This window comes from Pseudomonas sp. PS01299, from assembly GCF_029960145.1.
Taxonomy (GTDB): domain Bacteria; phylum Pseudomonadota; class Gammaproteobacteria; order Pseudomonadales; family Pseudomonadaceae; genus Aquipseudomonas; species Aquipseudomonas putida_A.
In genome coordinates this window covers 1-26,234 of the sequence record NZ_JASCPO010000074.1, presented here as the reverse complement: position 1 = coordinate 26,234, position 26,234 = coordinate 1, and the positions used below count along the sequence as shown (strand labels likewise).

At 55.5% G+C, this 26,234-nt stretch carries 23 protein-coding genes and 1 pseudogene; 9 read left to right on the top strand and 15 right to left on the bottom strand.

All coding sequences use genetic code 11. The features are described from left to right. Positions 1–117: 117 nt before the first annotated feature. Both QMX91_RS15260 and QMX91_RS15255 read right to left on the bottom strand, forming a co-directional pair. Positions 118–1,305: an MFS transporter gene (locus QMX91_RS15260; RefSeq protein WP_282412983.1), complete on the bottom strand. Its 1,188-nt coding sequence runs from the start codon at positions 1,303–1,305 to the stop codon at positions 118–120. Between the two features lie 275 nt (positions 1,306–1,580). Then, positions 1,581–3,167: an ABC-F family ATPase gene (locus QMX91_RS15255; protein ID WP_027612713.1), complete on the bottom strand. Its 1,587-nt coding sequence runs from the start codon at positions 3,165–3,167 to the stop codon at positions 1,581–1,583. 390 nt (positions 3,168–3,557) lie between these two features. Between QMX91_RS15255 and lpxO the strand changes: the two genes are divergently transcribed. Continuing rightward, on the top strand, positions 3,558–4,457 hold the full coding sequence (gene lpxO / locus QMX91_RS15250) for a lipid A hydroxylase LpxO (RefSeq protein WP_098968420.1): 900 nt from the start codon (positions 3,558–3,560) through the stop codon (positions 4,455–4,457). A 145-nt stretch (positions 4,458–4,602) separates the two neighbouring features. Here lpxO and QMX91_RS15245 read toward each other — a convergent pair whose 3' ends face one another. Beyond that, complete coding sequence (locus QMX91_RS15245) at positions 4,603–5,475, bottom strand: Ku protein (RefSeq protein ID WP_134786487.1); 873 nt, start codon at positions 5,473–5,475, stop codon at positions 4,603–4,605. A 189-nt stretch (positions 5,476–5,664) separates the two neighbouring features. Here QMX91_RS15245 and QMX91_RS15240 point away from each other — a divergent pair, with 189 nt between their 5' ends. Both QMX91_RS15240 and QMX91_RS15235 read left to right on the top strand, forming a co-directional pair. Further along, positions 5,665–6,006, top strand: a complete 342-nt coding sequence (locus QMX91_RS15240) for a hypothetical protein (protein ID WP_282412982.1) — start codon at positions 5,665–5,667, stop codon at positions 6,004–6,006. A gap of 52 nt (positions 6,007–6,058) precedes the next feature. After that, the gene (locus tag QMX91_RS15235; protein WP_282412981.1) at positions 6,059–7,204 is read left to right on the top strand and encodes a PQQ-dependent sugar dehydrogenase; all 1,146 of its coding nucleotides are present in this window, start codon (positions 6,059–6,061) and stop codon (positions 7,202–7,204) included. 146 nt (positions 7,205–7,350) lie between these two features. Here QMX91_RS15235 and rimI read toward each other — a convergent pair whose 3' ends face one another. Then, complete coding sequence (gene rimI, locus QMX91_RS15230; RefSeq protein WP_282412980.1) at positions 7,351–8,460, bottom strand: ribosomal protein S18-alanine N-acetyltransferase; 1,110 nt, start codon at positions 8,458–8,460, stop codon at positions 7,351–7,353. A 92-nt stretch (positions 8,461–8,552) separates the two neighbouring features. Between rimI and QMX91_RS15225 the strand changes: the two genes are divergently transcribed. Together QMX91_RS15225 and QMX91_RS15220 are read left to right on the top strand one after the other, a co-directional pair. Further along, on the top strand, positions 8,553–10,127 hold the full coding sequence (locus QMX91_RS15225) for a RimK family protein (RefSeq protein ID WP_096796561.1): 1,575 nt from the start codon (positions 8,553–8,555) through the stop codon (positions 10,125–10,127). 7 nt (positions 10,128–10,134) lie between these two features. Continuing rightward, complete coding sequence (locus tag QMX91_RS15220; protein ID WP_282412979.1) at positions 10,135–11,058, top strand: CorA family divalent cation transporter; 924 nt, start codon at positions 10,135–10,137, stop codon at positions 11,056–11,058. A gap of 147 nt (positions 11,059–11,205) precedes the next feature. Here QMX91_RS15220 and QMX91_RS15215 read toward each other — a convergent pair whose 3' ends face one another. Beyond that, positions 11,206–11,541, bottom strand: coding sequence for a DUF2834 domain-containing protein (locus QMX91_RS15215; RefSeq protein WP_282412978.1), 336 nt, complete (start codon positions 11,539–11,541; stop codon positions 11,206–11,208). A 351-nt stretch (positions 11,542–11,892) separates the two neighbouring features. Between QMX91_RS15215 and ilvA the strand changes: the two are divergent. Then, positions 11,893–12,894 (top strand): annotated as a pseudogene (gene ilvA, locus QMX91_RS15210) (threonine ammonia-lyase, biosynthetic); the annotation flags it as partial. 27 nt (positions 12,895–12,921) lie between these two features. Here ilvA and QMX91_RS15205 read toward each other — a convergent pair. After that, positions 12,922–13,227 carry an NIPSNAP family protein gene (locus QMX91_RS15205; RefSeq protein ID WP_003225174.1) on the bottom strand — a complete coding sequence of 102 codons (306 nt, stop codon included), beginning with the start codon at positions 13,225–13,227 and terminating at the stop codon, positions 12,922–12,924. 21 nt (positions 13,228–13,248) lie between these two features. Next, positions 13,249–13,734 carry a serine protease inhibitor ecotin gene (gene eco, locus QMX91_RS15200; protein ID WP_223007570.1) on the bottom strand — a complete coding sequence of 162 codons (486 nt, stop codon included), beginning with the start codon at positions 13,732–13,734 and terminating at the stop codon, positions 13,249–13,251. Between the two features lie 370 nt (positions 13,735–14,104). On the opposite strand from eco, the gene QMX91_RS15195 reads away from it, so the two are divergent. Continuing rightward, on the top strand, positions 14,105–14,374 hold the full coding sequence (locus QMX91_RS15195) for a DUF1652 domain-containing protein (RefSeq protein ID WP_007964586.1): 270 nt from the start codon (positions 14,105–14,107) through the stop codon (positions 14,372–14,374). Here the strand turns inward: QMX91_RS15195 and QMX91_RS15190 are convergent. From QMX91_RS15190 to QMX91_RS15180, 3 genes are all read right to left on the bottom strand, one after another. Further along, entirely contained in the window at positions 14,371–14,769 is a 399-nt protein-coding gene (locus tag QMX91_RS15190; protein ID WP_134786482.1) for a hypothetical protein, read from the bottom strand. The genes QMX91_RS15195 and QMX91_RS15190 overlap by 4 nt on opposite strands. A 90-nt stretch (positions 14,770–14,859) precedes the next feature. Further along, positions 14,860–15,129 (bottom strand): DUF2790 domain-containing protein, encoded by a 270-nt coding sequence (locus tag QMX91_RS15185; protein WP_223007571.1) that lies wholly within the window; start codon positions 15,127–15,129, stop codon positions 14,860–14,862. Continuing rightward, complete coding sequence (locus QMX91_RS15180) at positions 15,126–15,578, bottom strand: hypothetical protein (RefSeq protein ID WP_282412977.1); 453 nt, start codon at positions 15,576–15,578, stop codon at positions 15,126–15,128. Before QMX91_RS15180 ends, QMX91_RS15185 begins: the two co-directional genes overlap by 4 nt. 40 nt (positions 15,579–15,618) lie before the next feature. Between QMX91_RS15180 and QMX91_RS15175 the strand changes: the two genes are divergently transcribed. After that, positions 15,619–15,915, top strand: coding sequence for a hypothetical protein (locus QMX91_RS15175; RefSeq protein ID WP_095669089.1), 297 nt, complete (start codon positions 15,619–15,621; stop codon positions 15,913–15,915). A 72-nt stretch (positions 15,916–15,987) separates the two neighbouring features. On the opposite strand, the gene QMX91_RS15170 is transcribed toward QMX91_RS15175, so the two are convergent. From QMX91_RS15170 to QMX91_RS15150, 5 genes are all read right to left on the bottom strand, one after another. Further along, positions 15,988–16,944: a hypothetical protein gene (locus tag QMX91_RS15170; protein ID WP_282412976.1), complete on the bottom strand. Its 957-nt coding sequence runs from the start codon at positions 16,942–16,944 to the stop codon at positions 15,988–15,990. A gap of 546 nt (positions 16,945–17,490) precedes the next feature. Further along, positions 17,491–18,456 (bottom strand): sel1 repeat family protein, encoded by a 966-nt coding sequence (locus QMX91_RS15165; protein ID WP_282412975.1) that lies wholly within the window; start codon positions 18,454–18,456, stop codon positions 17,491–17,493. Continuing rightward, positions 18,453–21,542, bottom strand: coding sequence for a hypothetical protein (locus tag QMX91_RS15160; RefSeq protein WP_134786480.1), 3,090 nt, complete (start codon positions 21,540–21,542; stop codon positions 18,453–18,455). Before QMX91_RS15160 ends, QMX91_RS15165 begins: the two co-directional genes overlap by 4 nt. 5 nt (positions 21,543–21,547) lie before the next feature. Beyond that, positions 21,548–22,390: a DUF4123 domain-containing protein gene (locus QMX91_RS15155; RefSeq protein ID WP_098964123.1), complete on the bottom strand. Its 843-nt coding sequence runs from the start codon at positions 22,388–22,390 to the stop codon at positions 21,548–21,550. Next, positions 22,381–24,450, bottom strand: coding sequence for a type VI secretion system tip protein VgrG (locus tag QMX91_RS15150; RefSeq protein ID WP_282412974.1), 2,070 nt, complete (start codon positions 24,448–24,450; stop codon positions 22,381–22,383). The genes QMX91_RS15155 and QMX91_RS15150 overlap by 10 nt, the downstream gene beginning before the upstream one ends. Positions 24,451–24,824: 374 nt before the next feature. Between QMX91_RS15150 and QMX91_RS15145 the strand changes: the two genes are divergently transcribed. After that, positions 24,825–26,126 (top strand): OprD family porin, encoded by a 1,302-nt coding sequence (locus QMX91_RS15145; RefSeq protein ID WP_282412973.1) that lies wholly within the window; start codon positions 24,825–24,827, stop codon positions 26,124–26,126. The last annotated feature ends 108 nt before the right edge of the window (positions 26,127–26,234 follow it).

Sequence of the window (26,234 nt, the reverse complement as noted above, 5' to 3'; positions counted from 1 at the left end):
TCAATCCCCCTGTGGGAGCGGACTTGCTCGCGAATGCGATAGATCAGTCACTCTATATTTTGACTGACCCACCGCCTTCGCGAGCAAGCCCGCTCCCACAGTGATTTGTACGAAATTTCAGGATGTCGAGTGGCGCTTGAGTACCAAGGTCAACCCCAGCCCGATCACTGACAACAGCGCCGCACTGAAGAAAATCCACGCATACCCCAGATTCAACGCCACCGAACCCATCAACGGCCCGGCAATCGCCAGCGCCAGATCAAAGAACACCGCATAGGCCCCCAACCCCGAGCCACGGCTGGAACTGGGCACCTGCTTGATCGCCTCGACCCCCAGCGCCGGATACACCAGCGACAAGCCAAACCCGGCCAGTCCCGCGCCAATCAGGGCGAACGCGGTAGAGGGCGCCAGCCACAACAACACCAGGCCGACGGTCTCGATGCTCATGCAGGCGATCGCCGAATTGAAGCCGCCAAAACGGCTGATCGCCGAAATGAACAGCAGCCGCGACAGGATGAAACACACGCCGAACACCGTCAGGCAATACGCCGCGCCGCTCCAGCCACGGTTGAGGTAATAAAGGGTGATGAAGGTGGTCAGCGTGCCGTAGCCGATCGACGCCAGAGTCAAACTGGCCCCATACGGTGCAATCCGCCCGAACACCGCCCAAAAAGGCAGCCGTTCGCCGCGTACCACCGGCACCGAAGGCTTATTGCGGATCAACACCAAGGCCCCGGCGGCCAATATCGACAGAGCGATGCCCAGGCTGGCAAAGCCGTAATCGGCGACCATGACCACGCCCAGTGGCGCGCCAATGGCAATCGCGCCATAGGAGGCAATGCCGTTCCAGCCGATCGACCTCGCTGTGTGTTCGACGCCGACCTGGCCCATGCACCAACTGATGGTGCCGACGCCGATCAAGCCCTGTGCGACGCCGAGAAGCAGGCGCCCGACGATCAGAATGATCAGGCTCGGCATCGGGAAGTCCTGCAACAGCGTCGAGATCAGCGTCAGCAGCCCGCTGAGCACAATCCCCGACAAGCCAAAAACAATCGCCCGTTTGGTACCCAGCGTATCCGACATGCGTCCGGCCATCGGCCGACTGAGCAGGGTGGCCAGATACTGCGAGCCGATGACCAGCCCGGCAATAATGGCGCTGAAACCCAGCTGCTCATGCACATAACCGGGCAGCACCGCGATCGGCAGGCCGATGCACAGGAAGGCGACAAAGGTGTAGAACACGATGGAGACGATCTGCAGGGTGATCGCCAGGGAGCTTTGCGGAGGCGGTTGCTGCGCAGACATGTGGACTCGTTCGCGGGCGGCGGTGGGAGAGTCGGCATCATGGCTGGGTGCTGGAATAAAAGGAAGCAGGCTAACTATTTTTCCTGGCTATTCCGATTGTTGCTGGTGGCCTCATCGCGAGCAGGCTCACTCCTACAGGAGGGGGCGCATTTCAAATGTAGGAGTGAGCCTGCTCGCGATGGTGTTGGTGCCCGCATAAATATTGGCTCCGAAATGCAAAAAGCCCTGTCACACCGACAGGGCTTTCGCTTGAAGCTGGAGGCTCGTAGCTGCTCTTAGAACACCACACCCTGACTACGCAGGTAGTCATCGTAAGTGCCGCTGAAGTCAGTCACGCCGTTGGCGCTCAGCTCGATGATGCGCGTCGCCAGGGACGATACGAACTCACGGTCGTGACTGACAAAGATCAGCGTGCCCGGGTAGTTTTCCAGCGCCAGGTTCAGCGCCTCGATCGATTCCATGTCCAAGTGGTTGGTCGGTTCGTCCATGATCAGCACGTTCGGCTTTTGCAGGATCAGCTTGCCGAACAGCATGCGACCTTGCTCACCACCGGAAATCACTTTGACCGACTTGAGGATCTCGTCGTTGGAGAACAGCATGCGGCCCAGAGTGCCGCGAATCATCTGCTCGCCCTGCGTCCACTGACCCATCCAGTCGAACAGCGTCACGTCGTCTTCGAAGTCGTGCGCATGGTCCTGAGCGTAGTAGCCCAGTTCCGCGGCGTCGGTCCACTTGACGCTACCGGCATCCGGGGTCAGTTCGTTGACCAGGGTACGCAGCAGGGTGGTTTTGCCGATACCGTTCGGGCCGATGATCGCTACGCGCTCGCCGGCTTCAACCTGGAAGCTGAAGTCCTTGAACAGTGGCTTGCCGTCGAAACCTTTGGCCATCTTTTCGACCATGACCGCCTGGCGGTGCAGCTTTTTGTTCTGCTCGAAGCGGATGAACGGGCTCACGCGGCTGGAAGGCTTGACCTCGGCCAGCTGGATCTTGTCGATCGCCTTGGCACGGGAAGTGGCCTGTTTGGCTTTCGAGGCGTTGGCCGAGAAGCGGCTGACGAACGATTGCAGCTCGGAAATCTGCGCTTTCTTCTTGGCGTTGTCCGACAGCAGTTGCTCGCGGGACTGGGTCGCCACGGTCATGTACTCGTCGTAGTTGCCCGGGAACAGGCGCAGCTCGCCGTAATCCAGGTCGGCCATGTGCGTGCACACGCTGTTCAGGAAGTGACGGTCGTGAGAGATGATGATCATCAGGCTGTTACGCTGGGTCAGAACGTTTTCCAGCCAGCGAATGGTGTTGATGTCCAGGTGGTTGGTCGGTTCGTCGAGCAACAGCACTTCCGGATCGGAGAACAGCGCCTGCGCCAGCAATACGCGCAGTTTCCAGCCTGGCGAGACTTCGCTCATCGGGCCGAAATGCTGTTCCAGCGGAATACCCAGACCCAGCAGCAGTTCACCGGCGCGGGATTCTGCGGTGTAGCCGTCCATCTCGGCGAACTCGGTTTCCAGCTCGGCCACGGCCATGCCGTCTTCTTCGCTCATTTCCGCCAGCGAGTAGATGCGATCGCGCTCGGCCTTGACCTTCCACAGCTCTTCGTGACCCATGATCACAGTATCGATCACGGTGAATTCTTCGTAGGCGAACTGGTCCTGGCGCAATTTACCCAGACGGACGTTCGGCTCGAGCATGACCTGACCGCCGGACGGATCGAGGTCGCCGCCGAGGATTTTCATGAAGGTCGACTTGCCGCAACCGTTGGCGCCGATCAGGCCGTAGCGGTTGCCCGCGCCGAATTTGACCGAAACGTTTTCGAAGAGCGGCTTGGCGCCGAACTGCATCGTGATGTTAGCTGTAGAAATCAAAGGTTTTTCCTGCGAAGCATTCTGAGTAGCGAGGGTGCGGCTGGAGCGCTTGGCCCGAGTCAAAGTGCGCTGAAGCGGGATAGTCCCGTCATCAACCAAGGGGGGCGCGTAAAGTTTGGCGGCGATTGTACTGGTCTGGCTCTTTAAACGATAGGGCGATGACGTCGCGCCTGCTGTTTGGCAGATTCAGCGGACAGTTTTTCACAGATCAGGTTCACTATTGGTTACAAAGTATGGCTAAAATGCCATCCGATTACCCAATAGCCGCTAACGGCATGGGCTCAAGGAAGTGCCACCGGGATAGTATTTGTATTCATGCCACTGCATCAGACCCTGGGCCTCTGGCCGGCAGGCGCGCAGTTTGTTCACTTTTGACGTGTGACGATTTCCGTGAAACTCATCATTGCCGCTATTTATGTCATTTCGATTGCATACGTTCACCTTCGTGGACGTGTGCGTCACAAACTGGGCCGTCAACTGAGCGATCACTCGACGTTTCTGGCCCCGATCAACTGCTTCCTTTACCTGTTTTCGAAGAAGCCGAACAAACCGTATCTCGATCCGTCCGAGTTTCCGGACCTGAGCCCGTTGCAGGCGCATTGGGAAGAAATTCGCCAGGAAGGGCAGAACCTGCTGCGCGCCGGTGAGATCAAGCGCTCGAATCAGTACGATGACGTCGGTTTCAATTCGTTCTTCAAAAGTGGATGGAAGCGTTTCTACTTGAAATGGTACGGCGAGAGCCATCCGTCGGCGATGAAGCTGTGCCCGCGCACCACTGAGCTGGTGCAGAGCATCGGCTCGATCAAGGCCGCAATGTTCGCCGAGCTGCCACCGGGTTCGAAACTGGTTCGCCACCGTGACCCGTATGCCGGTTCGTACCGCTACCACCTGGGTCTCGACACGCCGAATGATGCCGGTTGCTACATCAATGTCGACGGCGAGAGCTACCACTGGCGCGACGGTGAAGCGGTGATGTTTGATGAGACTTACATCCACTACGCCGAAAACACCACCGACAAGAACCGCATCATCCTGTTCTGCGACATCGAGCGCCCGATGAAATATCGCTGGGCGGCGGCGTTCAACAGCTGGTTCAGCCGTACCGTGATGTCCGCGGCCGGTGCGCCGAATGACGCCGGTGACCGCACCGGTGGGATCAATCGCCTGTTTACCAAAATCTACAAGGTTCGCCTGCGTGGTAAAGAGCTGAAAAAGCGTAATCGTGCGCGTTACTACATGGAGAAGTGGGCGATTTTCGGCGGTTTGCTGGCGATCTTCATTTTGATCTGACCGGTGTATCGCGCCTGTTTATGCCATCGCCAGCAGGCTGGCTCCTACAGTGGAATGTGAGTTCAGGAAAGAACGCATTTCAACTGTGGGAGCGATGAGTCTCTCAAAGCCAACCTGTCAGCTTCCTGACAGGAACCGCATCTGATTACGCCCCCGAGGCCTTTTTGGTCTTTCTCGCCGGGGCTGCCTTACTGGCAGGCTTTTCTTTTGCCTTCGCTTTGGCCGGCGCTTTACCGCCCAGGCTTCGTTTAAGCAACTCGGTCAAGTCGATAACATCCGCAGACTTGCGCTCCTCCTCGCCACCCACGGTCTCGACATCCTCGATCTTGCCTTCGTGGGCCTTTTTCTCGACCAGGGCCATGATCTTGTCTTCAAACTCGTCCTTGTAGTCCTCCGGGCTCCAGTCGCCGCTCATGTCCTGCACCAGACGTTTAGCCATGTCCAACTCGCCCTTGGCCAGTTGCGGTTTGGTCACTTCGCTGCCCAGCTCCAGCTCATCAAGGCCGCGGACTTCCTGCGGCCAGCGCAGTTTGACCAGCACCAGCGCCGATTCCAGCGGCATCAGTGCTGCCAGATATTGCCGAGTGTGCAGGACGACGCGGGCGAGGGCGACCTTGTTGGTTTTGCTCAATGTTTCGCGCAGCAGGGCGTAGACCTTGCCGCCGCGCTTGTCAGGTGCGAGATAGTAGGGTGTGTCGATGTTCTGTAGCGGGATCTGCTCGGCATCCACGAAGGAGAAAATGTCGATGGTCTGCGTCGACACCGGGTGCGCCGAGCGGATCTCTTCCTCGCTGAGCACCACGTAGCGGCCCTTTTCATAGGCCACACCTTTGACGATGTGCTCCTTGGTGACTTCCTTGCCGGTGACCTTGTTCACCCGTTTGTAGCCCACCGGATCCATGCTGCGGCTGTCGAGCCAGTCAAAGTCCACGCCGTGCGAAGAGGTTGCCGACACCAGCGCGACAGGGATGTGTACCAGTCCGAAACTGATCGCGCCTTTCCAGATTGCCCGAGCCATGGTGAGTTCTCCAAGTGATGATCAGGTGACCTGTGGCGCAGTGCGAAAGTTTCCGGCATTTGCGTGGCGCGCGGCGTTGCCGGTCAAGCCGTGTTACATCTTGTTTAAGGGCGACGGGTTAACAAATCCGAACCCGGGGCGTAGCGTGGACTCGAAGGCTCTATCACCTGTGCATCGAGAGGCCACCCCATGAACCGAATACTGCCAGGCATTATCGTTCTGCTCCTTGGGGCCGGTCTGGCGCATGCCGGCGTCGCGGCACCGTCCGCGCCGCTATTGCTGGCGCAAAGTCCCACCGGCACCAACAACAATCCCTACAACAGCCCGATCCGCCGGGCCAATCCCAACAGCATGCAGGGCACGCAGCCCAGCGCGCCGGCGATTCGCGGGCCGAATACAGTGCCGGCGCCCAGTACGCCCACCGTTGGTAACGGCGGGATTGGCAATGGTCAGCAGCAACGCTCGGTGCCGAGTACGCCGCCCAGATTCATCCCCAACCCACCGCCACGCGATGGAGACGGCAACCGTTGAACGGCGGGACTGCGTTCCTGTCAGCCTTTGAAATGAACAAAAGGAATCGTGCATGTTGCGTAAAACCCTTCTAGCCACGCTGTGCGCCGGCGCGCTGATCAGCGCTTCAGCTTTCGCCGCTGCCCCCCAAGAGCTGCAAAGCGAGCAGGGCACCCTTGAAGTCACCACGGTTACTCAAGGCCTTCAGCACCCTTGGGCGTTGGCGTTTCTGCCAGATCGTCAGGGCATGCTGGTGACCGAGCGGCCGGGAACCCTGCGGCTGATTACAGCCGACGGCAAGCGTTCCGAGCCCATCAGTGGCGTGCCGAAGGTCTGGGCCAAGGGCCAGGGCGGTTTGCTCGACGTGGTGCTGTCGCCGGACTTCAAACAGGATCGACTGGTCTATCTGTCCTACGCCGAGGGCGGTGGCGCCGGGGACAAGGCCGGTACGGCGGTGGGGCGTGGGCGGCTGTCGGATGACCTGAAGACGATCAGCGATTTCAAGGTGATCTTCCGTCAGGAGCCGAAACTCTCGACCGGCAACCACTTCGGCTCACGACTGGTGTTCGACCGCGACGGTTATCTGTTCATCACCCTGGGCGAAAACAACGACCGGCCGACCGCGCAGGATCTCGACAAGCTGCAGGGCAAGGTCGTGCGGATCTTCCCCGACGGCAAGGTGCCGGATGACAACCCGTTCGTGGGCCAGCCCGGTGTGCGTCCGGAGATCTGGTCGTACGGCCAGCGCAACCCGCAGGGCGCGGCGCTCAATCCGTGGAATGGCACTATCTGGGAAAACGAACACGGCCCCCGTGGCGGCGATGAGGTGAACATCATTGAGCGCGGCAAGAACTACGGTTGGCCGCTGGCGACCCACGGCATCAACTATTCGCTGCAACCGATCCCGGAAGCCAAGGGCAAGAGTGTCGAGGGTGCGGTTGATCCGCACCATGTCTGGGAGAAGTCCCCCGGTGTCAGCGGGATGGCGTTCTATGACGCTGACCGCTTCAAGCCTTGGCAGCAGAACCTGTTTATCGGCGCGCTGGTCAGTCAGGAGCTGATTCGTTTGCAGTTTGACGGGGACAAGGTGGTGCATGAGGAGCGGCTGCTGGGTGAGCTTAAGCAGCGGATTCGTGATGTACGGCAGGGGCCGGATGGCTATCTGTATGTGCTGACGGATGAACAGGATGGTTCGTTGTACAAAATCGGTCTGAAATAACTTCACTTCAGACACTCAGTCTCAATTGTAGTGAGGGGATTTATCCCCGATGGCCTGTGCAGCAGGCCCTTAAAAATTCAGGAGGGCCCGCTTCGCGCGCCATCGGGGCGGTGCGACGTTTCGCTAAATCCCCTCACTACAACGGGTCAGCCAGAGATTTCATTCCGGGGATACAAAACTACCGCTGCCCGCAATTTGCCACGCCCAAACCGGCTCATCTTCTCAAACTCGCCATGGCTGACCGGCACATGCTGGCAGTCCATCGGCTGACGATGCTGGCTGTGATCGACATCCGGATCGTGCAGATACACAAAGTCTTCATCGCAATCGGTGACCACCACCCAATGCGGTGATTTGGAGCGGGTCAGGCGATAGCTGCTGATCAGCACCAGAGGCTGTCCGCCAGCCTGTAACAACTTCGGCAAATCCAGGTGGGTGCCAATCTGCCGATCGATGTCGGTTTCGTGCATTTGCGCAGTGAACTCCTCGTGCACCAGGCGCATGACGTCTTTTTTATGCTCATCGCGCACGCCATCGAGAAACAACGGTCCGGTCATACTCAGTTGTAGACGCACCCGAAACCCCCGTCGCCAGGCCGCCAGTGCCAAGCCCTGGGGGCTGCAGCCACCATGGCCGGAGGTCATGAACACCGTGGTCGCTTCACGCCAGATCTGCAATTCCTCACGCCGCTCCAGCAAGCGCTCAGGTTGCAGCGCGCCCATGGCCATCAGCAGGCAGGCCGGGCCACAGGTGAACTCAGTGGTTTGCGGATAATAGGGCACCTTGATGTTGCGCGAGTCACGGTGCTGAACAATGCGCTTTTCCAGACGCAACGCATCGGCGTGGTCTTCGTAGTAATCGTGAATCAACGCAAAGCGTCGGTAGCCGTTGCGCTCGTAAAGCGCGATGGCGGTGGGGTTGTCGATACGCACTTCCAGGCGCAGGTATGCGCAGTCATGCTCGACGGCGCAGGCCTCGATACGTTGCAGTAACTGTTTGCCCAATCCGCTGCCGCGAGCTTCCCCGGCAATGGCGATCGAGTACAGGCGCGCCAGCGAGGTGCCGCGATGAAACAGCACCAGTGCGTAGCCGAGCAATCGACCGTCGATCTCGGCGACCATTAGCTGCGCATGGGCGCGGGTGATCATCCACTGAAAGCTGCGGCTGGTGAGCCGGTCGGTGGTGAAACATTGCATTTCCAGGGCCAGCAGCGCTGGCAGATCTTCAACTACCGCCAAACGAAAAACAGCATTCATATGACCACCGTAAAAGTTGCGTAACGAAACGAGACTTTCGAAAAACTTCGTGCTTAATAGAAATGGTCTTGTTCTCCAACGGATCAATCTCTATGTCAGCGGTACAGGGTCATTGGCGCGAAGTATCCGAGCAAAGTTTGCCGGCGGCAACTTTTTTAAATCCAGCCATCAGAACTTCCAGTCAAGTGTTGATTATCGTCGAACGCAAGGAAGACTGGGCCTCGTACTTTCCCAGCGAGGACATCGTCACGGCTCAGGAATATCTTGAGCAAACCCGTGACAGCGAGCCGGGCAAGCGGGTGCAGGTGATCAATCTGTGCCGCAGCTACAAGTACCTGGGCCACGGTTACTACTGCTCGCTGCTGGCTGAAGCCCGCGGCCACAAGGTGATTCCATCGGTACGTACCATCAGCGAGCTGACGAAAAAATCGCTTTACGGTCTGGCACTGGACGATCTCGATAAAACCCTGGAAAAGGCCCTCAGTCATCATCTCTACAGCGATACCGAAGGTTTTACCCTGACACTTTACTTCGGCAAGACGCATATCGAGCCGCTGCAGGATCTGGCTCGACAGTTGTTTGAAGTGTTCCCGTGTCCGATTCTGTTAGTTGAGTTTCGGCGAACTAACGGTTGGCACATCGAAGGCATAAAGTCCGGCGCTCTGCACAAGTTGCGTGATGACCAGGAAGATCAGTTCGCCAATGCGCTGGACGGCTTCAGCCGTAAAGTCTGGCGGGCGCCACGCTCGCCACAAGTGGCGCGTTACGACCTGGCGATCCTGCACGATCCGCAGGAAGCCTTGCCGCCATCCAACGCCAAGGCGCTGGAAAACTTCGTGCGGGTCGGCAAACGCATGGGCATCGACGTCGAACTGATCGAGCGCAGGGATTATGCGCGGATCGCCGAGTACGACGGCTTGCTGATCCGCGAGACCACCAGCGTCGACAACCACACCTATCGCTTTGCAAAAAAAGCCGAAAGCGAAGGGCTGGTGGTCATGGATGATCCGACGTCGATCCTGCGCTGCACCAACAAGGTGTATCTGACCGACCTGCTCAACAGCCACCAACTGGGCATGCCCGCCACCGAAATTCTCTACAAGGAACGACCGGAAGACTTCGAGCGGGTCGGCGAACGCCTCGGTTTTCCGCTGGTGCTGAAGATCCCCGACGGCTGTTTTTCTCGCGGAGTGATCAAGGTCGAAAGCCAGCAGGCGTTGCTCGAAGCCACCGCCGAACTGTTCGAGCACTCGGTGTTGCTGCTGGCTCAGGAGTTTTTCTACACCGAGTACGACTGGCGCATCGGCGTGCTCAACCGCAAACCGATCTTCGCCTGCCAATACTTCATGTCCAAGGGACACTGGCAAATCTACAACCACAAAGCCAAGGGCCAGGACATCAACGGCGAGTGCCGTACCTTGGCCGTTCACGAGGCGCCGCGAGCGGTGGTCGAACTGGCAGTCAAGACCGCCAACCTGATCGGCGATGGCCTCTACGGCGTGGACCTGAAACAGGCCGGCGACAAAGTGGTAGTAATCGAGGTCAACGACAACCCCAACCTCGATGCCGGTATCGAAGACGCCTACTTGCAGGACGATCTGTATTCACTGGTGCTGGAGGAGTTCGTGCGACGGCTGGAGCTCAAGCGTCGCGGCCAGGCCTGGTGACGCGCCGATGATCAGCAGTTTCGCATTGAGTCATGGCGCGCTGCAGCGGGTCGAGCGGCTGGACGCCGAGGTGATGATGTTCAGCAACCCCGATGCGGCCGAGCGCGATTTGCTGCACAGCCACTACAAGGTCGACGAACACGCGTTGGCCTCGGCGCTGGACCCGGACGAGGTCTCGCGAATCGAGTTTCACCCTGATCATTTATTCCTGATCTGGAAACGTCCGGAAAACTATTCCGGCGGTGGCAGCTTGGCGTTTGAGGTGTCGTCCTGCGGCCTGCTGTTTGCTCCCGGGCAACTGCTGGTGATCGCCACCGACGACACGCCGCTGCACGGCATCGGCACGCGCCAGCCGCTCAATGCACCGCTGGATGTGCTGCTCGATTTGCTGTTCAACAACATCCATCACTACCTCGGCCATCTGAAGGTGATCAAACTGGTGGCCCGCGAGCTTCAACAGAAATTCAACGCCTCGATGCAGAACCAGCATCTGGTGCAGATGTTCAACCTCAGCGAAAGCCTGATCTATTACATAAATGCTCTGCACAGCAACGGCGCGGTGCTGACGCGGCTGCGCAATCACGCGGAAAAGCTGCATTTCGGCAGCGAAGCGATCGGGCTGATCGACGACCTGATCATCGAGAATAACCAGTGCTACAAGCAGGCGGAGATCTACTCCACGGTGTTCTCGGGGCTGATCGATGCGCGCGGCAACTTGATGAATAACAGCATGAACAACTTGCTGCGCAAGTTGACGTTGATCAACGTAGTGTTTCTGCCGTTGAACCTGATTGCGAGCATTGGCGGGATGTCCGAGTTCAGCATGATGACGGCAGGCACGCCGTGGTGGATTTCTTACCCGTTGTTTCTGCTGGTGATGTTGTTGGGGGCGGGGGGGATGTTGTTGGGGCTGCGGCGGCTGGCCCAGTGATTGATCGGTGCCTGAGCTGACACCTTCGCGAGCAAGCCCGCTCCCACAGTGGATTGCGGGTTGGCAGGGGATCTGTGCCTGATACAAATCCCTTGTGGGAGAGGGCTTGCTCGCGAAAGCTATTTCAGCAGCACCGGAGGCTCAGGATCAGCCCGCTGGATCTGGCACAATCACTTTCCGGCGCTCCCGAACCCCACGCACCACCAGATACAACAACGGCCCAATCGACACAAACACCGCCGTCAGCAACAGATACGGCACCACCGACCAGACCGACATCCCTCGCGAGCGGGCGTCCTTAACCATCCATACCCCGGCCAGCGTCGCCAGCAGATACAGATCAATCACCACCTGCGCCGTGTCCGGACGCGACATCAGGCTGAGGCCGAAGTCGATCAACGACTGTTCGGCCTGGAGCATCACCGATACGGTGTAGCCAGTAAACGCAATCAACGCAGTGAGGGGCAGGGCGACAGACATCATGCATTCCTTCCTTGGGGTGATGAGCAGAATCGCCAGCCTACCTTGGCGTCCGCAAATAAGCCATTGACTCGCCGGCCGCCGCCGGGCTAATTTCAGGCCCATGACTTCCACCGTATTGCGCTGCCAGCCAAGCATTATTACCGCCATTCCTCATTTGGCGGGCTAGCTCACGACTGCAGCACCCAACCCGCCCTAGAGGCGGGTTTTCATTTTCTGTCTCCGGGGTTTTAACAACGAAGGCTCCCTGTAGGAGCTGCCGAAGGCTGCGATCTTTTGATCTTGCTTTGGATTTGAGAAATACAAAGTCAAAAGATCGCAGCCTTCGGCAGCTCCTACACAGAGCACCCGGAGATGACGATGAAATACAGCCCCGACCAGCAAGCCCTGCTTGAGCAGTACGTGAAAAAGATCCTTGCCGCGCCGGTCTACGACATTGCCGTGCGCACGCCGTTGCAGGCGGCGCCGGCGCTGTCCGAGGCGCTGGGCAACCGGATCCTGCTCAAGCGCGAAGACCTGCAACCGACGTTCTCCTTCAAGATCCGTGGCGCCTACAACAAGCTGGTGCAATTGAGCGATGCGCAGAAAGCACGCGGGGTGATCACCGCTTCGGCGGGCAATCATGCCCAAGGCGTGGCTCTGGCAGCGCGGGAGCTGGGGATCGCGGGGACCATCGTCATGCCCTCGACCACCCCCGAACTCAAGGTGCTTGGGGTACGAAGTCGGGGTGCCGAGGCGCTGCTGCACGGCGAGAGTTTTCCGTTTGCCCTGGCCCATGCGCTGCAACTGGCCGAGCAGACCGGGCGCACTTTTGTCTCTCCATTCGACGACCCGGACGTGATCGCCGGCCAAGGCACGGTTGCCATGGAAATCCTCCGTCAGCATCAGGGGCCGCTGGATGCGATCTTCGTTCCGGTGGGCGGGGGCGGCCTGATTGCCGGCATCGCGGCGTACGTCAAATACCTGCGTCCGGAGGTGCGGATCATCGGTGTCGAATCGGAGCACTCGGCCTGCCTGAAGGCGGCGCTGCAAGCGGATGCGCGCGTTGTGTTGCCCAGTGTCGGAACGTTCGCCGATGGGGTGGCGGTGGCGCAGATCGGCGCTTATGGTTTTGAGGTGTGCAGGTTTTGCGTGGACGAGGTGGTCACCGTCAGCAATGACGAGCTGTGCGCGGCGATCAAGAATATCTACGACGATACCCGCTCGATCACCGAGCCTTCCGGGGCATTGGCGGTGGCCGGCATCAAGCAATACGTGGGACGCACCGGTGTTCGCGGGCAGACCTTCGTCGCGATCGACTCCGGCGCGAATATAAACTTCGACAGCCTGCGCCATGTCGCCGAGCGCGCCGCGGTGTGCGGCGGCGTCCCGGCGTGATAACACTCAGGGCAGCAGTGGGCGCAGGAAACTGCGCTCGTAGCTGACGATGAATTTCTTCTGCACCAGTGATTCCACCAGCGCCGTGCTTTCCGGGTCGGTCAGCGCGATGTGCCGGTAGCTTTCGTAATCGGCCAGCGAAGGAAAGCTGAACAGGCAATAAGCGATGTTGCTCGCGCCCTCGGAGGGCAGGAAATAGCCGTGATGCGTGCCGCCCAAGCGCTCGACGATGCCCAGCCAGGCCTTGGCGTAGGCCTCGAACTCGGTCAATTGGTACGGATCGATCACGTATCGCACATGGCAGGTAATCAAGTTTGGTGCTCCCTGTTCAGGTCATTCCGCAATAGCAGTGCCGACCTTGTCCGAAGCCGACCAGATGCGATAGCGCACCTCGACATCTTTCGGGGCGTAGATCACCAGTGGCAGCTTGCTGTTGTAGCGCAGCATGAAGCCGTCACCGACGACCGGGACAAAGGCGCGTTTCTTCGCGGTGCCGGGTGGGCAGGCCATCAGCGTGCTCATCGGGCCAATGACTTTTTCCAGGCGGTAGAACGGATAGCCCCAGCCTTCGAGGTTTTTCTCGTCCAGAGCGCCGCCCAGGCGCTGGCGATTGCAGTCGACTTCCAGGGTTTTGCCGGCGAGCACTTCAACCTGGAAGTTCTCCTCCTGATCCTGTTTGGGCAGGTAGATGACTTGGCGGGTGAAGCCGTTTTCCGCCTTGGGATACGGCGCGACGTCTTCGAGTTTGGCCGCGTGGGCGAGGGTAGACAGGCCGGCAACGAGCAGACCGACTGTCGCGCGAGCGCGTAAAGAACCCATGAAAGCCTCCTGGCGGGTGTAGGGTGGATGTCGGGCATTCTCACTGTCATCAGCGATGAATGCAAACTGGCGTCGACTTGCAAATTGCAGTGCTCAGGAGGGTCGATCTTGCATTTTGCAACTGGCCAACTGCTGGCCACCGCGCCAAGTGCTTGATTTCATGAGGGTCGAAATGACCCGATGAAAGGCACGTTTTATGCGTCGCTTTGGTGCAGCGCACCGGCTTCGGGCGCCTACACTCCAATGGGCATTTCGCAGTACAACCGTTTGCCGCACCAGGGAATCAGCGGGGACACACCCGTGCAGGGGCAGCAAAAGCGGTCAACGTGAAGAGTTGATTGGCAGTTTCATCAATAAGGAGAGGTTCACCATGTTTCTGTCTGCCTTGGAACTACGCAATATCATTGAAAGCAGTTTTTTGCCTAAACGCTGCCAGTGCACGCTGTCGCCAGACCTGTCGATGACCGTCAAGGTCTTCGGTGACCACCAGACTGACCAGGTTGATCTGCACGTCAGCGGTATCGACGCCAGCCATCTCAATGGCTGTCGCGAGATCAATGAACTGATTGCCGGCCTGCGTTCGGATCTGGCGCAACAAACCACACCACAGCATTACAGTCCTCGCTCCAGAGCGCTTTAACTCACCGTTTCACCCAGTTCGACCGTCACGCGCCGGGCCTGCACAAAGCCAAGGCCCAGCGCGAACTCGACCAGCACCGCGAGCAGAATCCCGGGGCCAGCATGGCCGTTCAGCCATTCGCCAAAACCCAGTACCGCCAAACCAAAACAACCGACGATAAACCCGTTACTCAGGGCATTGCGACCCAGCGACGGCGGCGCGCTGCGCACCAGATAAAACATCACCCCCAACGCCGCAAACAGCACCGCACTGCGCCGCGCTACAAAACCGGCAGCGAACGAATACTCAATGCTCCAGATCGCCAGCAACACCTGCGGGAAAAAGCCCCAAGCCAGCGCGAGCACGAAACACAACAAAGACGTGATGATCGACAACGTGCGAAACGACAACTGCATGGCGAGTCCTTGCGGCAGTGAGAAGTGACCCCGAGCATAACCCGCGAACCCTTCACCGCCTACCGCAAAGCCGCAAATCAGAGCCTTCTGTCAGTTCTGGAAGCTGCAGGCGTCAGACATTTTCCGGTAGGTGATTTCCGCCGGCTTGCCTGCATTGTCGATGTACTTCATGTCGGCGGTGATGACCTTGCACTGCTGAGTCTGTGGCTCGGTCAGCGAGATCACTTTGTTCACATGCAACGGCATGCCGTACTGATAGGGAACGGGCTGGGTAGCAGCGTTGGTGTCATTGGCCTGAGCCAGCCCGGCGAACGCGGTGCAGGCGAGGGCGGAGGTAAACAATAGCGTGCGAATGTTCATGAATTGGACTCCCGTGCGACGGAATAAGCGTTCGGCGCCTTACGGCCGAACCTGCCGCACTCGGCGCCAGCCAGGGGCTGAGGTGTGCGGTTCAGTAAAGTCTTGGACTGCGGCGTTAAGCGATGGTTAACCTCGCTGAACGCCGGCTGTCTGGCAGAGGGATGATTTCTCGGGAATGCGGTGCCGATTCCTACAAGGATGGATGCTTTGTCTGCTTCCGGCGGCGGGAACGGGGCGGTTATGGTTTGGCGTCGCTGCAAAATCAGCGATTCGGGTTTGGTCACCTGAGAATAATCGATTGCATATGTGCCATCATTTGCACCGCGGAGTTCTTTGACCGTGTAGTGCATTGCTGTGGTGGCCGTGTGCAGGACGCCTTCGGGCGAGCTGAGTTGATTGTTCTCGGTTGACCAAGCCTGTACACGGTCCGCCTCCCATCGTTTGGTCACGATGCTGGCTGGTTACTTTCGAAACAATCGAGTAATCAATATGCTTACACCAAATCCGCTCCCAAGCCGCTATCACCCGCTCAACAGCGGCGTCACCGACAGCGCGCCAATGGTCATCGACACCCAAGCGAACCCCCAAGACATCCTCGAGTCCGCCGTCCAGCGCATCCGCGCCTGCAGCGACCTGCTCGAAACCCTGCACTGCTTGTGCTTCCGCCATGGCGATGTTCAGGACATTCCACACATTACCCATGCGCTGTATCTGCTGGCGCAGGATGGCAATGATTTGCTGCAGGTGGCACAGCAGCAGATGCTGGATTGGAAGGCGCCGGTTTGATTCGCAATTGACAGACGTAGACGCGGGTAGGGAGTGAGACTCGCCCGTGTTCAACGTAGCAAAGCCTCAGACTCAAACGGAAAGGCCGCGCTCGCGCTCTAAATCAATCAGTCTCGTGGTGGGGCCATCAGATCGTAGTCTTTCGGTAACAATTTCAGGCCAGCGATTACGTGAACGACGCTTTGCCCTCTCATATACAAATTCCTGGATCTTATTGGAAGGGTAAAAAATGATGTTGCTTATTAGCATTAGTGCGTCAGTGCCGGTAAGGAAATTTTTTCCGCCACTAGCTTCTTTTTTGTTTTGGATTATTTTTCGCCAGGCACTTAAATTTTCAGACTGCTTTAGATTTAATGCTAATTGGCTTTTCACAAACTCATCCGACTCGCTATGTTCTCCATTGTGGTCGAACCAAGGCCCATTGTTCATGTAGGAGCGAATGTATTCCCAGAATCCTTTTTGCATGTTTAATGATTTGCCTGCTGGGGCGCCTAGGCTGACCATAATTGAGTTTTCAGGCTCTCCCAGTCGTTTCATCAATACTTCGAGTGAAGCGTGTCGAATGTTACCAGAGTAGATACCTACAATGTCAAACTCGAAGGCAACGGCTTCTATTCCTCGCCATGGTGTGTGGTAAAGTTCGCCATCGTTATCGAAGTAAATTTCTTTAATTCTTCGGTTGAAGATCACAGGAAGCGGCAGTTTTCGTCTCGCTTCAATAACAATCGGCACTGTGAATAAAGGTATGCCCAGGATTAACATCCAAGCAACACCATCCCACTTGCCGAGCAGCGCCATCCACACTCCAATAATAAGTGCAATTAAGGCTGAAACTCCTCCAAGGAGTCCGCTGAGTAAGCCGCGGTTTTGGTCTGTGCCAGTTTTTAGCGATAAATAATTTTCTGTGTGTTCATCAGTTATAAAAAGCTCTAGAGGCTTTTGCCCTGTCGGCGTGTGTTCATTGAGAGTCTCCGCAGGGACGTTGCCATATTTGGCGATTATTTTTTGCATTGCTTTTTTTAGAACCATGCCAGTTCCTTGATTTCGATGGGCGGTAACGTCATGCCTTCTAATGGGGAGTAAAAAAGCTGTCCATTAATATTGTTGATGGCTCTACCTTCGCGATCCAGGTGATACGCGTCTATATGTTGCGACCCATGGTTCTGTGCCGTCGTTCAAGGTGCAAATACTGTAGGGTTATTTTGCCGAGCAGACGCTTCGTACCATGTTTTTGGTATATGCGTTCCTAGAGTTGCTTTTCGCTAAAAGTGCTTCTCCTGAATAGTGCTGTGAGCCCTCGATTCCAGGCTGCGCCTGTTGCTAGTTTAGATATGGCGGAGTCTGTTTATAGTCGATTGTATAAAATTGCCCCAGAAGGTTATTTGCTTGTTTTTGATTGGCTGCGCGGATTCCAACTGTGGAAATAGTATTGCAGCCAAAGATAAAGAGGGGGGTTAATCAAGGGCGGTGCACCCTCCCATTCACAGATGTAAGCGGCGAGATCAACGCTAACAATTTAATAACGGCTTTTTGTGATGTTTTTTTAGTCGGAAAGCTCATCTTCGAGATGGTGATTTAAAAGCCAAATTCAGGCGTGAAATAAGAAAGAGGAGGGTTGGAGGACTTCCAGTCTTTGGTGATTTTCTTTGCTTGATCGATCTCCTTGTTTGACATGCTACTTGCCAATGCCGGTAACTGTTTTTGTGCCAAGTCACCTGGGCTACTGTCACCGAGTTCTGAAAGAAGGCTGAATAGGGCGTAGGATTTTGATTTGTCGACCTCCACGCCATATTTTTTTCCGTGATCCTCAGATGAGAGAGCGGCGGCGTACTCAAACACTGCATCTACATATCCGGTCTTTGCTGAATTTATCAGTGTTTCTCTCGCGGCTTCTGGTTGACCTTGTTTCGCTAACTCCATAGCCCATTCAAACATCGCAGGAGGGTACCCACCGTCAGACGAGGCCTTGGCCAATTTCATAACGGCTTCTTTACGTTGAGATGGAAATAAAAACCATCCTTCACCCTCTTCGAAGCGATGCGCAAGAAGGCTCTGTGCCAAGGGGGTGCCGGCTTCTGCTGATTTTTTAAGCCATTCGACGTCAGCGGTTGCGTTGTACATCATCAGCAAGCATTTCTTTTCGCCGGCGTCTGCGCATTCTTTCGCGGTTTTACGTGCGGTGTTTATCCAGTATTTTTCATCCCGCTTGCATTCATCCGTCAACGTACAAATTTCTTTGTTCTCACCGAGTCTTAGCATTGAATACACATGACCTTTTGAAGCTGCCTTTTCGTACCAATATTGTGCGTCTTTGGTCATAAAAAGTTTTTGATGGCGTAATGCTTCTGCCAAGTAATATTGGGACTCTATGTCGCCAGCTTCAGCTGATACTTTCAGGTATGGCTCTAATTTGAACCATTGATTTTGATTGTATAGCTCAAGTCCGTGGCTTTTGGCGCTTGCTTGTTCAGGTGTAAGTGCACCAAATGACAGGCTGGGAATTAATGCCAGAAAAAATAAAGCTACAGTTTTATATTTCATTTTTGTCCTGAGTATACTGTTGTGGTTGTGTTGTAAGCGTCTGAGATAAAGCCCAGGGGACTGCTTTCAACGGTAGTGCTGCACAAATGATTTATATGCTGGCCCAAGTTAGCGACGTTTTTCTTGTATTCGGCGCGGCGCAAATCAATGGTCGTTCTCTCGGCTCCTAGTTTTCCGGTTTGCTCCTCCATAAATTTATTCAGGCGATACAAGTTTTTGCAGAAATCAAGTTTTGGCTCTTCGGAGGTTAATCCATGACGGTTCATGCGCGAAACGGCCTCTTCAAACTGACGTTGGGCTTCATTCGGTATCACTGCATTGAAAGGTTGTTTGGTTGGGGACTGAGCAATCCATTCAATACAAAAGCCAATGGCTTGCTGTTGATACATTATCGCCTGAGTTGAGTCAAAGCTCTTGGCGGTAGCCGTATCTGAAGAGTCCGTTGCCTTGAACCCCCGTGGAGTACTACAAAGTGTGTGAAGTAGTGGGCCAATCGCTTCAGGTTGAAGGCCCGCAAACCACTCTTTATAACCCATTTTATCCGGGAAGCTTGCAATGCTGTAGCCAATTAAGCTCGCCCGATTTCCATTCGTCATTGAGTCGTATAGCTGATTAACTCTTGCTTCAGTTTGGGCTGCATAAAAAGCGACGTCTCCCATGGTAACAATACCTAGGAAGGATAGTTTGCTTAAATAGCTAAATGCACTTTCATCAATCCATTCCAATCTATGCATGTCATTTTCAATAAGGGCGGTCCTAATCATCCTTAACCAATCACTTATACTTTTTGCGTCTATTTCAAAGCTGACAGAGCCAGTTGCCCCTAGACCAAAAAATAAAGAAGCTTTAGCATTTAATCTCAAACGGCCGTCTTTCATGCTAATAGAGAATGCACCATGTAGAGACGCGCCTGCGCCACCGGCTACGCTGACTTCAAGTTTTGCGAGTGTGTTCCAGGCATTTGTACGTGCATAGCCAGGGACTGGAGGGGCGGGGCGGATATTTACAGGGGGCTTCCATTTCAATTGTCCTGTTACTTGACAGCCGACTTGAGCGCCGAGAAATAGCTTTACATCGGGTTCGGTTTCTTTAGGTTTCGCAGGGTCTTGGCTTGCATCTTTTACCGTTTCTGTCGCTTTTTCAATGGCGTCATCGGACCCGCTAATTCCCAGTTTTCCGTGTTCGGCGCTGACTTTCAGGTCTCTGGCTAGAATCAAACTAGCGCCTACAAAGCCCCATGCTTTGGCGTTTATTTCTAAATAGTATTCGCCAAGATCCAGGGTTTTTGGTTCACCCTTGTAAGAAATATATTCCAAGGTTACAGGCTTTATGCTTGCCGGGTCAGGTAGCTTTAGATCAAGTATATCCACCTCTCCACGGGCTAAGGAAACTTCCATTCCGATTTCAATGCCCGCTAGCTTCTTATCCTTTAGTTTCGGTCCGCTAATTTCTGCTCTTCCATGTATGCTGGGAGCTGCTCCGCCGCCTAGCATTCTGACAAACATTGCGGCATAGCTATTATCAAAGAGAGCCAGTTGGCGCAAAGTATCGTCTTCGAAGATCATTGCTTGCAAGTTTTCTCCCCATGGTTTTTGGGCCGAAGGAGACCGGATGCTTTTGACTTTGAAGTGTTCCTTGTCAAGGAATTTGAAGAGGCGCTCAGGCTGAAAGAGTCCTTTATCAAACCAATCGGTGTTGATTTCTAATGACTTGCATCCCTTGCCAACCAAGTATTCAGTGAATGCAGCATCTTCATCTGATTTTGCAATGCCCTTAATCTTAGTGTTTTTTAATAGCTCATACATCCCCTTATTTGCATAAGCGCGTAAGTCCATAAGGCTTAGATGGGAAAGGGGTTTGCTAGAAGAGGCCATGCTGACCTCGCGAAGTGGGATGTTAGCCTTCACAAGAGAGTCAACTGGCTTAGGCGTATAGGCTTGCGGATCCCAGAGCAATAATCTGTATGGCTTTACAGCAGTTAAGTTTTTTTCTGCTTGTTGCCGCATCAAACGAGACTTTTCCTGAATCTCTAAATATTTGTTCTGGTTCTCAGTGAAAACTGAAGAGGGCGGTACTGCCCTGTCCCCAGTTGCGGCACACCACTTTTCAAAATCTGCGATAATTTTTTTTATCGTAGAGTCTAACTCTTTATCCAGTTGCATGTAGTCATGAAAGCGTAAGGTACCCGCACGTTGGCTTTCAGGATTGAGGGCGAATTCTGGAGTGGCAATTCCCAGGTCTGCGAGGTCGAGAATGATTTTCGTATATTCCGCTAGGACACTTTCCAAGTGTTCAATGCGCTTGCTAATATCCTCTTTTAATAGTCCGTCGACCTTTTTTTCTTTTTCTGTGCGTTCAAGAAGCTTTTCATAATGGGTGAGTAACTCCCAGATGGGCGCTTCACGCTTCAGGAAAAAGTCGTTTTCTGTAAATGCTTTCTTTTTAGAAGCTTCCCGGTATTTGCAGTAAGTTCCTATGAGGCCGCTAATTTTAATTTCTCGCGGACTGTACAGTCGGCCGTTCTCTTCGATATATCCTTTCGTTAGAGCTTCTTTCCGACCTTTATTTTCAAGTTGCTTTCGTTCTTCTGCTAAAGCGAGAACATCATTGCGAAGAGATAGATTTGCTGCATTTTCTGCCTCGTAAATGTCGATGCGGCGCCTTACTACATCGGTCTGAGCCTTAGCGGTGTCTAATGAGCTCTTGTTGGACGACTCTATCTTATTGATTTGGTCGTCAAGTTCATCAAAGCGTTTCTTGTCTTGTCCGTCTAGAAAAGAAGACAGCGCTGGAGAGGCGAAGCATGCCATTAGGCCGGCCTTGTCTAACTGCTGCATACGTTCGGCGCGATCCGTGACGGCCACTCGTTTCGACATGAGTACGGCGCTTTCTTCGAGTTGGTCCGCCACTTCCTTAGTGATTAACCAGAATTTTCTTTGTGCTGTTACATAAATAATATCTTCATATTCTTTAGCGCAGCCAGTGCCTGGATTATCTCCAAATTTTTCAGTGCTTTTTATTTTAACTTCAGTTGCAGGCTCTAATACTACAGGCGACTGTTTAGGTTGTTCAGTTGAAATTGTCATGGCTTTCATCCCTTAGCCAACGATTCGAGTTGTGCGGTTTTCTCATAAGCCTTTATATCTTTACGCAAAATCTCTTTTGCTTCGGGCATGAGGACAAAATCAGGATCGTTAAGAATCTGAGGAACCAACGATTGCAGGTGAGCCCCCTGATCGATTCCTGATTTAACTAATACATTAAGTTGATAAATGGCTTTTGAAAGATCAAGATCCCTTGCGTCTATATTTTGTTCAAAAGCTTGGTGGTAAATCCAGTACTGCCAACGCAAAGTTTCACTCATGTCAAAAAAAACGTCGGGGATTTCTAACGGTAAGTCGGGCGTAGTGGAGGTTGTATTCGTATTTGGGTTGTCCCACCGACCCCATTTAAACTCATTGATGTTGCTATTTGGCAAAAGGGTCCAAACATGTTTGATTGGTCCGTATAATCTAGATTTGAAATTATCGTTTAATGAGTGGTGTAGGCAAGACCAGTTAATGGGGTCGTAATAGCGTGAATACACTAACCCATGTTGGCGGCAATTTTTTGTAAAGAGATACTGCAGGTGTTTGCGAACAGGGGATTCGGCAGCCAACAGAATCCCGCAGCGATCTACCTGTAGCTTTTGCCTGACATTGTCAGGTAGCAATCCTTGTTTTAAGTTCACAAGGATCGGGCTTGCATCCCCTAAGTGGCCGTGCGGAGAGCCTGCGAGTAGCGAACTCACTTCAATGTTATTGTCTTTGTAGAGCTCTTGTAGAATCTCTGGAGAGCGTACGCGATCAGCCAGAAGCCATAGGCTCATTCCAGCTTGAGCACGAGGGTAATCTGTAGGCGCTAATTCGTCACAAGATTTCAACATCAAATGCATGTGCAGTCCCCGCGAGTACAAATTCCATTAGATTGTTTACCGCACACTGGAATTACTTGTACCCCTGCTACGCTGGCTTTTTTAAAATTAATTAAGGCGGTCAACGGTATTTGGGGAACTGGCGATGTCGGAGCATCAAGAGGCAAGTTTGGTGGCAGAATCCCAATCCCGGTTCCCGCCCCCGGCGCCCCACCGGTATTGATCTTCACCTCAGCCCCGCTGATGGTCACCCCACCGGCATCGACCTTCACAAAACTCCCGCCAGCCTTGGCCGTGAGTTCCATACCTCCTTCAACCACCACCTTGTCACCCGCGTGATAGTGAATCTCGGTCCCAGCCTCGACAAACTGCGCCGTACCGACCTTCACATGCTGCGTCACGCCCACCGTCAGGTGGTCATCCGCCCGCATTTCACTGACGCGATTCAAATGGGTGATGCGGTGCTCTTCGACTTTGAATTCGCTGTAGGTGTTGGCCTCAACCGTGTCATGCCGCTCATTGCCCACGCGGATCTTCTGGTCGTGCTCGATGTTCTCGTCCCAATCGCGCTGGGCATGGATGTAGATCTGCTCGGCACCCTTTTTGTCTTCAATCCGAAACTCGTTGTAGCCCTTGCCGCCCGGGGAGCTGAGGGTTTTGAAGGTGCTGCGGGTCTTGTTTGCCGGCAGGTCGTAGGGGACGACGTTTTCCTTGTGGTACAGGCAGCCGGTGACGAGGGGCTGGTCGGGGTCGCCTTCGAGGAAGGTGACGAGGACTTCCATGCCGATGCGCGGGATGGCGATGCCGCCGTAGGCGGCGCCGGCCCAGCCGCTGGCGACGCGTAGCCAGCAGGTGGTTTTGTCGTCGGACTGGCCGTCGCGGTCCCAGTGGAACTGGACTTTGATGCGGCCGTACTGGTCGCAGTGGATTTCTTCACCGGCCGGGCCGGTGACGACTGCGGTCTGGCTGCCGAGGACTTTGGGTTTCGGGTGTTCGAGGGCAGGGCGGTAGTGCGCGTCCCACGGGGTGGCGAGGAAGCTGTTGCGGTAGCCCTGGTGGAAATCGCTTTTGTTGTCGGTGACGTCGCTGGTGACGTTTTCACCGAGCACTTGCGGTTGTTTGCCTTCGTGGAAGACTTCCAGCAGCAGCCACAAGTCGTTCCATTCAGCGCGCGGGTGTTCGGCCAAGGTCAGGAAGTGGCCGCTGGTCAGGGTCGGTTCGTCACCTTTGCCTTCGGCGAGTTTGTAGTCGCTGCGATGACGTTCGAGGGCGCGGGTCGAGAGGAATTTGCCGCGCTCGCGGGTGGTGAAGCGGCCGGGGTAATCGTAGTCCTCAAGATCCGGGGCGAACTCGGATTTGACCGCGCCTTCGGGCAGGATCTTCGGTTTTTCGAAGTCGTAGTCGCGGCGGCTGACGCGGGTGGTGCGGGTTTCCAGGCGCAGGTTGAAGCGCTTGATCACCGGTTTGTCGGCGCTCATGCCGGAGTCTTGCTGGTAGCTCACGGCCTTGAGTTTGCGGAACACCGTCTGATCGTCGCCGAACACCAGTTTGTGTCCGCTGCTGCTGTGCTGGAAGTGGAAGTGAATGCCTTCCTCTTCGCACAGGCGCTGGATGAAATGCAGGTCGGACTCGTCGTACTGCACGCAGTAATCGCGCTGCGGGTACTCGGCGTTGAGCTGGAAGCTGTAGGCGTCGGCCAGAATGCCGCGATCTTCCAGCACTTGGGCGATGATTTTCGGCACCGTGAGATTCTGGAAAATCTGCTGGTCATGGTTGTGCCGCAGATAGGCCAGTTGCGGCACCAGGCTGATGCTGTAACGGGTCAGGGTCTTGCCGGAATCGCCTTGCTCGATGCGGTACACCAGGCCATGAATCTTGCCTTCGCCGGTGGCGCCGAAGGTCAGGACGCCGGGCTTGTGCAGCAACTCTTCGAGTTTCAGGTCGGGACGGGCGCTGACCAGTTCGAGGTCGAAACGGAAAGGCTCGTTGAGGGCTTCGCGACCGGTGAAGCTGAGCACTTGCAGGTCGGCGGAGGCGCCTTCGAGGGTAAGGGTAATGTGGGTAGCGTTGGCGTCCAGCATGCCTTGAATTCCGTCCATTGAATAAGCAGGTGACGGATGATGGAGGATTAAACCGCCTCGTTCAAGGCGCAAATGCCGTAGAGAGGGGTCCCGCGCTGTATAGGGAAAACCCCTATGACGGCGTTTAAACCCAATGAAACCGGGGGCTTCGCAGTCGTGAGCCCTTGGTCAGCGCATGATTTGAGCCCATCGCAGGCCGAAGAATCGCCAGTCAGTTTCAGACTAAAGTCGCCTTCAACCCGTAAAAGCCATCTGCCATCATTGCAACTCACCCCTGCGTGTCCACTTCTTCCCGGCTGTTTTTGACCCGGGACGGGAGCTATTTTTCTGGCTGACTGCGCCCCGGCGCAAACGCTGTACTGTTGGAGTTTTTCATGCGTCCCCCATTCCCTCTCATCACCCCGCGCCAGTCGTTTGGCTTCGGCGCCGTTGTGCTGTGCGCCGGTTTTGCCGCGCAGGTTCAGGCCAGTGGTTTTCTCGAAGACACCACGGCGAAAATCGAATCGCGCACGGTGTACTTCAACCGCGATTTCCGTGATGGGCACACCTCCAGTGACCAGGGCGCTTCCAAGCGTGAAGAGTCGGCGCAAGGCTTTATTCTCAATCTGCAATCGGGTTACACCGAGGGCACGGTCGGTTTCGGTATCGATGCGCTGGGCATGCTCGGCTTGCAGCTCGACTCCAGCCCCGATCGCAGCAACAGCGGCTTGTTGCCGTCGAGCGGCGAGAACCCGCGCGGCTCGAAGGGCCAGTACGCGAAAATGGGCCTGACCGCCAAGGTCAAGGTCTCGGACACGGTGTTGAAGTACGGCGCGCTGCTGCCGGATCTGCCGTTGCTCAAGTACAACGACGGCCGCTTGCTGCCGACCATGTTCAACGGCGCCATGCTGACCTCCAGGGAAGTGAAGGATCTGACCTTCATGGCCGCGCGTCTGGACAAGTACACCGCGCGCGATTCCACCGATTCGCAAGACATCCGCGTGCACTGCAAGAACAAGCGCTACGCCTGCAATACCACCGCCGATCATTTCGACATGTACGGCTTCGACTACAAGATCAACGATCGCCTGACCGCGCAGTATCACTACGCCGAGATGGAAGACATCTATCGCCAGCACTTCATTGGTTTGCTCGGCAATCAGCCACTGGGCGATGGCGTGCTGAAGGCCGATCTGCGTTTGCTGAAAAGCGCCGACAGCGGTGATGCCAAGGCCGGCTCCATCGACAACCGCGCCTTGAGCGGCATGCTGTCCTACGGCATCAGCGGCCACACCTTCAGCGCCGGCTGGCAGCGCATGAACGGCGACAATTCGATGCCGTACCTCGATGGCAGCAACCCGTATCTGGTCAACTACGTGCAGGTCAACGACTTCGCCGCGGCGCAGGAACGTTCCTGGCAGCTGCGTTATGACTATGACTTCAAGGCCATCGGCATCAACGGTTTGAGCTTCCTGACCCGCTATGTCAACGGTGATCACATCAAGGTCCCGGGCAGCGATCAGGAAGGCAAAGAGTGGGAACGCGACAGTGAGTTGAAGTACGTGATCCAGACGGGCACGTTCAAGGATGTCAGCCTGCGCCTGCGCAATGCGACTTACCGCACCAACTATGAAAAGTTTGCGCGGGATGTGGATGAGACCCGGTTGATTGTGAGTTACAACTTTTCGGTGTTGTAACTGTGAGGGCTGCAGTGTCTGGATGACCGCCTTCGCGAGCAAGCCCGCTCCCACAGGGGATCATGGGTGAACACAAGTTTTGTGCTCGGCACTGATCCCCTGTGGGAG

Coding starts and splice junctions, on each gene's coding strand:
- QMX91_RS15260 (WP_282412983.1), bottom strand. CDS start 1,305: ATGTCTGCGCAGCAACCGCCTCCGCAAAGCTCCCTGGCGATCACCCTG.
- QMX91_RS15245 (WP_134786487.1), bottom strand. CDS start 5,475: ATGGCTCGGGCAATCTGGAAAGGCGCGATCAGTTTCGGACTGGTACAC.
- QMX91_RS15240 (WP_282412982.1), top strand. CDS start 5,665: ATGAACCGAATACTGCCAGGCATTATCGTTCTGCTCCTTGGGGCCGGT.
- QMX91_RS15235 (WP_282412981.1), top strand. CDS start 6,059: ATGTTGCGTAAAACCCTTCTAGCCACGCTGTGCGCCGGCGCGCTGATC.
- rimI (WP_282412980.1), bottom strand. CDS start 8,460: ATGAATGCTGTTTTTCGTTTGGCGGTAGTTGAAGATCTGCCAGCGCTG.
- QMX91_RS15225 (WP_096796561.1), top strand. CDS start 8,553: ATGTCAGCGGTACAGGGTCATTGGCGCGAAGTATCCGAGCAAAGTTTG.
- QMX91_RS15220 (WP_282412979.1), top strand. CDS start 10,135: ATGATCAGCAGTTTCGCATTGAGTCATGGCGCGCTGCAGCGGGTCGAG.
- QMX91_RS15215 (WP_282412978.1), bottom strand. CDS start 11,541: ATGATGTCTGTCGCCCTGCCCCTCACTGCGTTGATTGCGTTTACTGGC.
- eco (WP_223007570.1), bottom strand. CDS start 13,734: ATGGGTTCTTTACGCGCTCGCGCGACAGTCGGTCTGCTCGTTGCCGGC.
- QMX91_RS15195 (WP_007964586.1), top strand. CDS start 14,105: ATGTTTCTGTCTGCCTTGGAACTACGCAATATCATTGAAAGCAGTTTT.
- QMX91_RS15190 (WP_134786482.1), bottom strand. CDS start 14,769: ATGCAGTTGTCGTTTCGCACGTTGTCGATCATCACGTCTTTGTTGTGT.
- QMX91_RS15185 (WP_223007571.1), bottom strand. CDS start 15,129: ATGAACATTCGCACGCTATTGTTTACCTCCGCCCTCGCCTGCACCGCG.
- QMX91_RS15175 (WP_095669089.1), top strand. CDS start 15,619: ATGCTTACACCAAATCCGCTCCCAAGCCGCTATCACCCGCTCAACAGC.
- QMX91_RS15170 (WP_282412976.1), bottom strand. CDS start 16,944: ATGGTTCTAAAAAAAGCAATGCAAAAAATAATCGCCAAATATGGCAAC.
- QMX91_RS15165 (WP_282412975.1), bottom strand. CDS start 18,456: ATGAAATATAAAACTGTAGCTTTATTTTTTCTGGCATTAATTCCCAGC.
- QMX91_RS15160 (WP_134786480.1), bottom strand. CDS start 21,542: ATGACAATTTCAACTGAACAACCTAAACAGTCGCCTGTAGTATTAGAG.
- QMX91_RS15155 (WP_098964123.1), bottom strand. CDS start 22,390: ATGCATTTGATGTTGAAATCTTGTGACGAATTAGCGCCTACAGATTAC.
- QMX91_RS15150 (WP_282412974.1), bottom strand. CDS start 24,450: ATGCTGGACGCCAACGCTACCCACATTACCCTTACCCTCGAAGGCGCC.
- QMX91_RS15145 (WP_282412973.1), top strand. CDS start 24,825: ATGCGTCCCCCATTCCCTCTCATCACCCCGCGCCAGTCGTTTGGCTTC.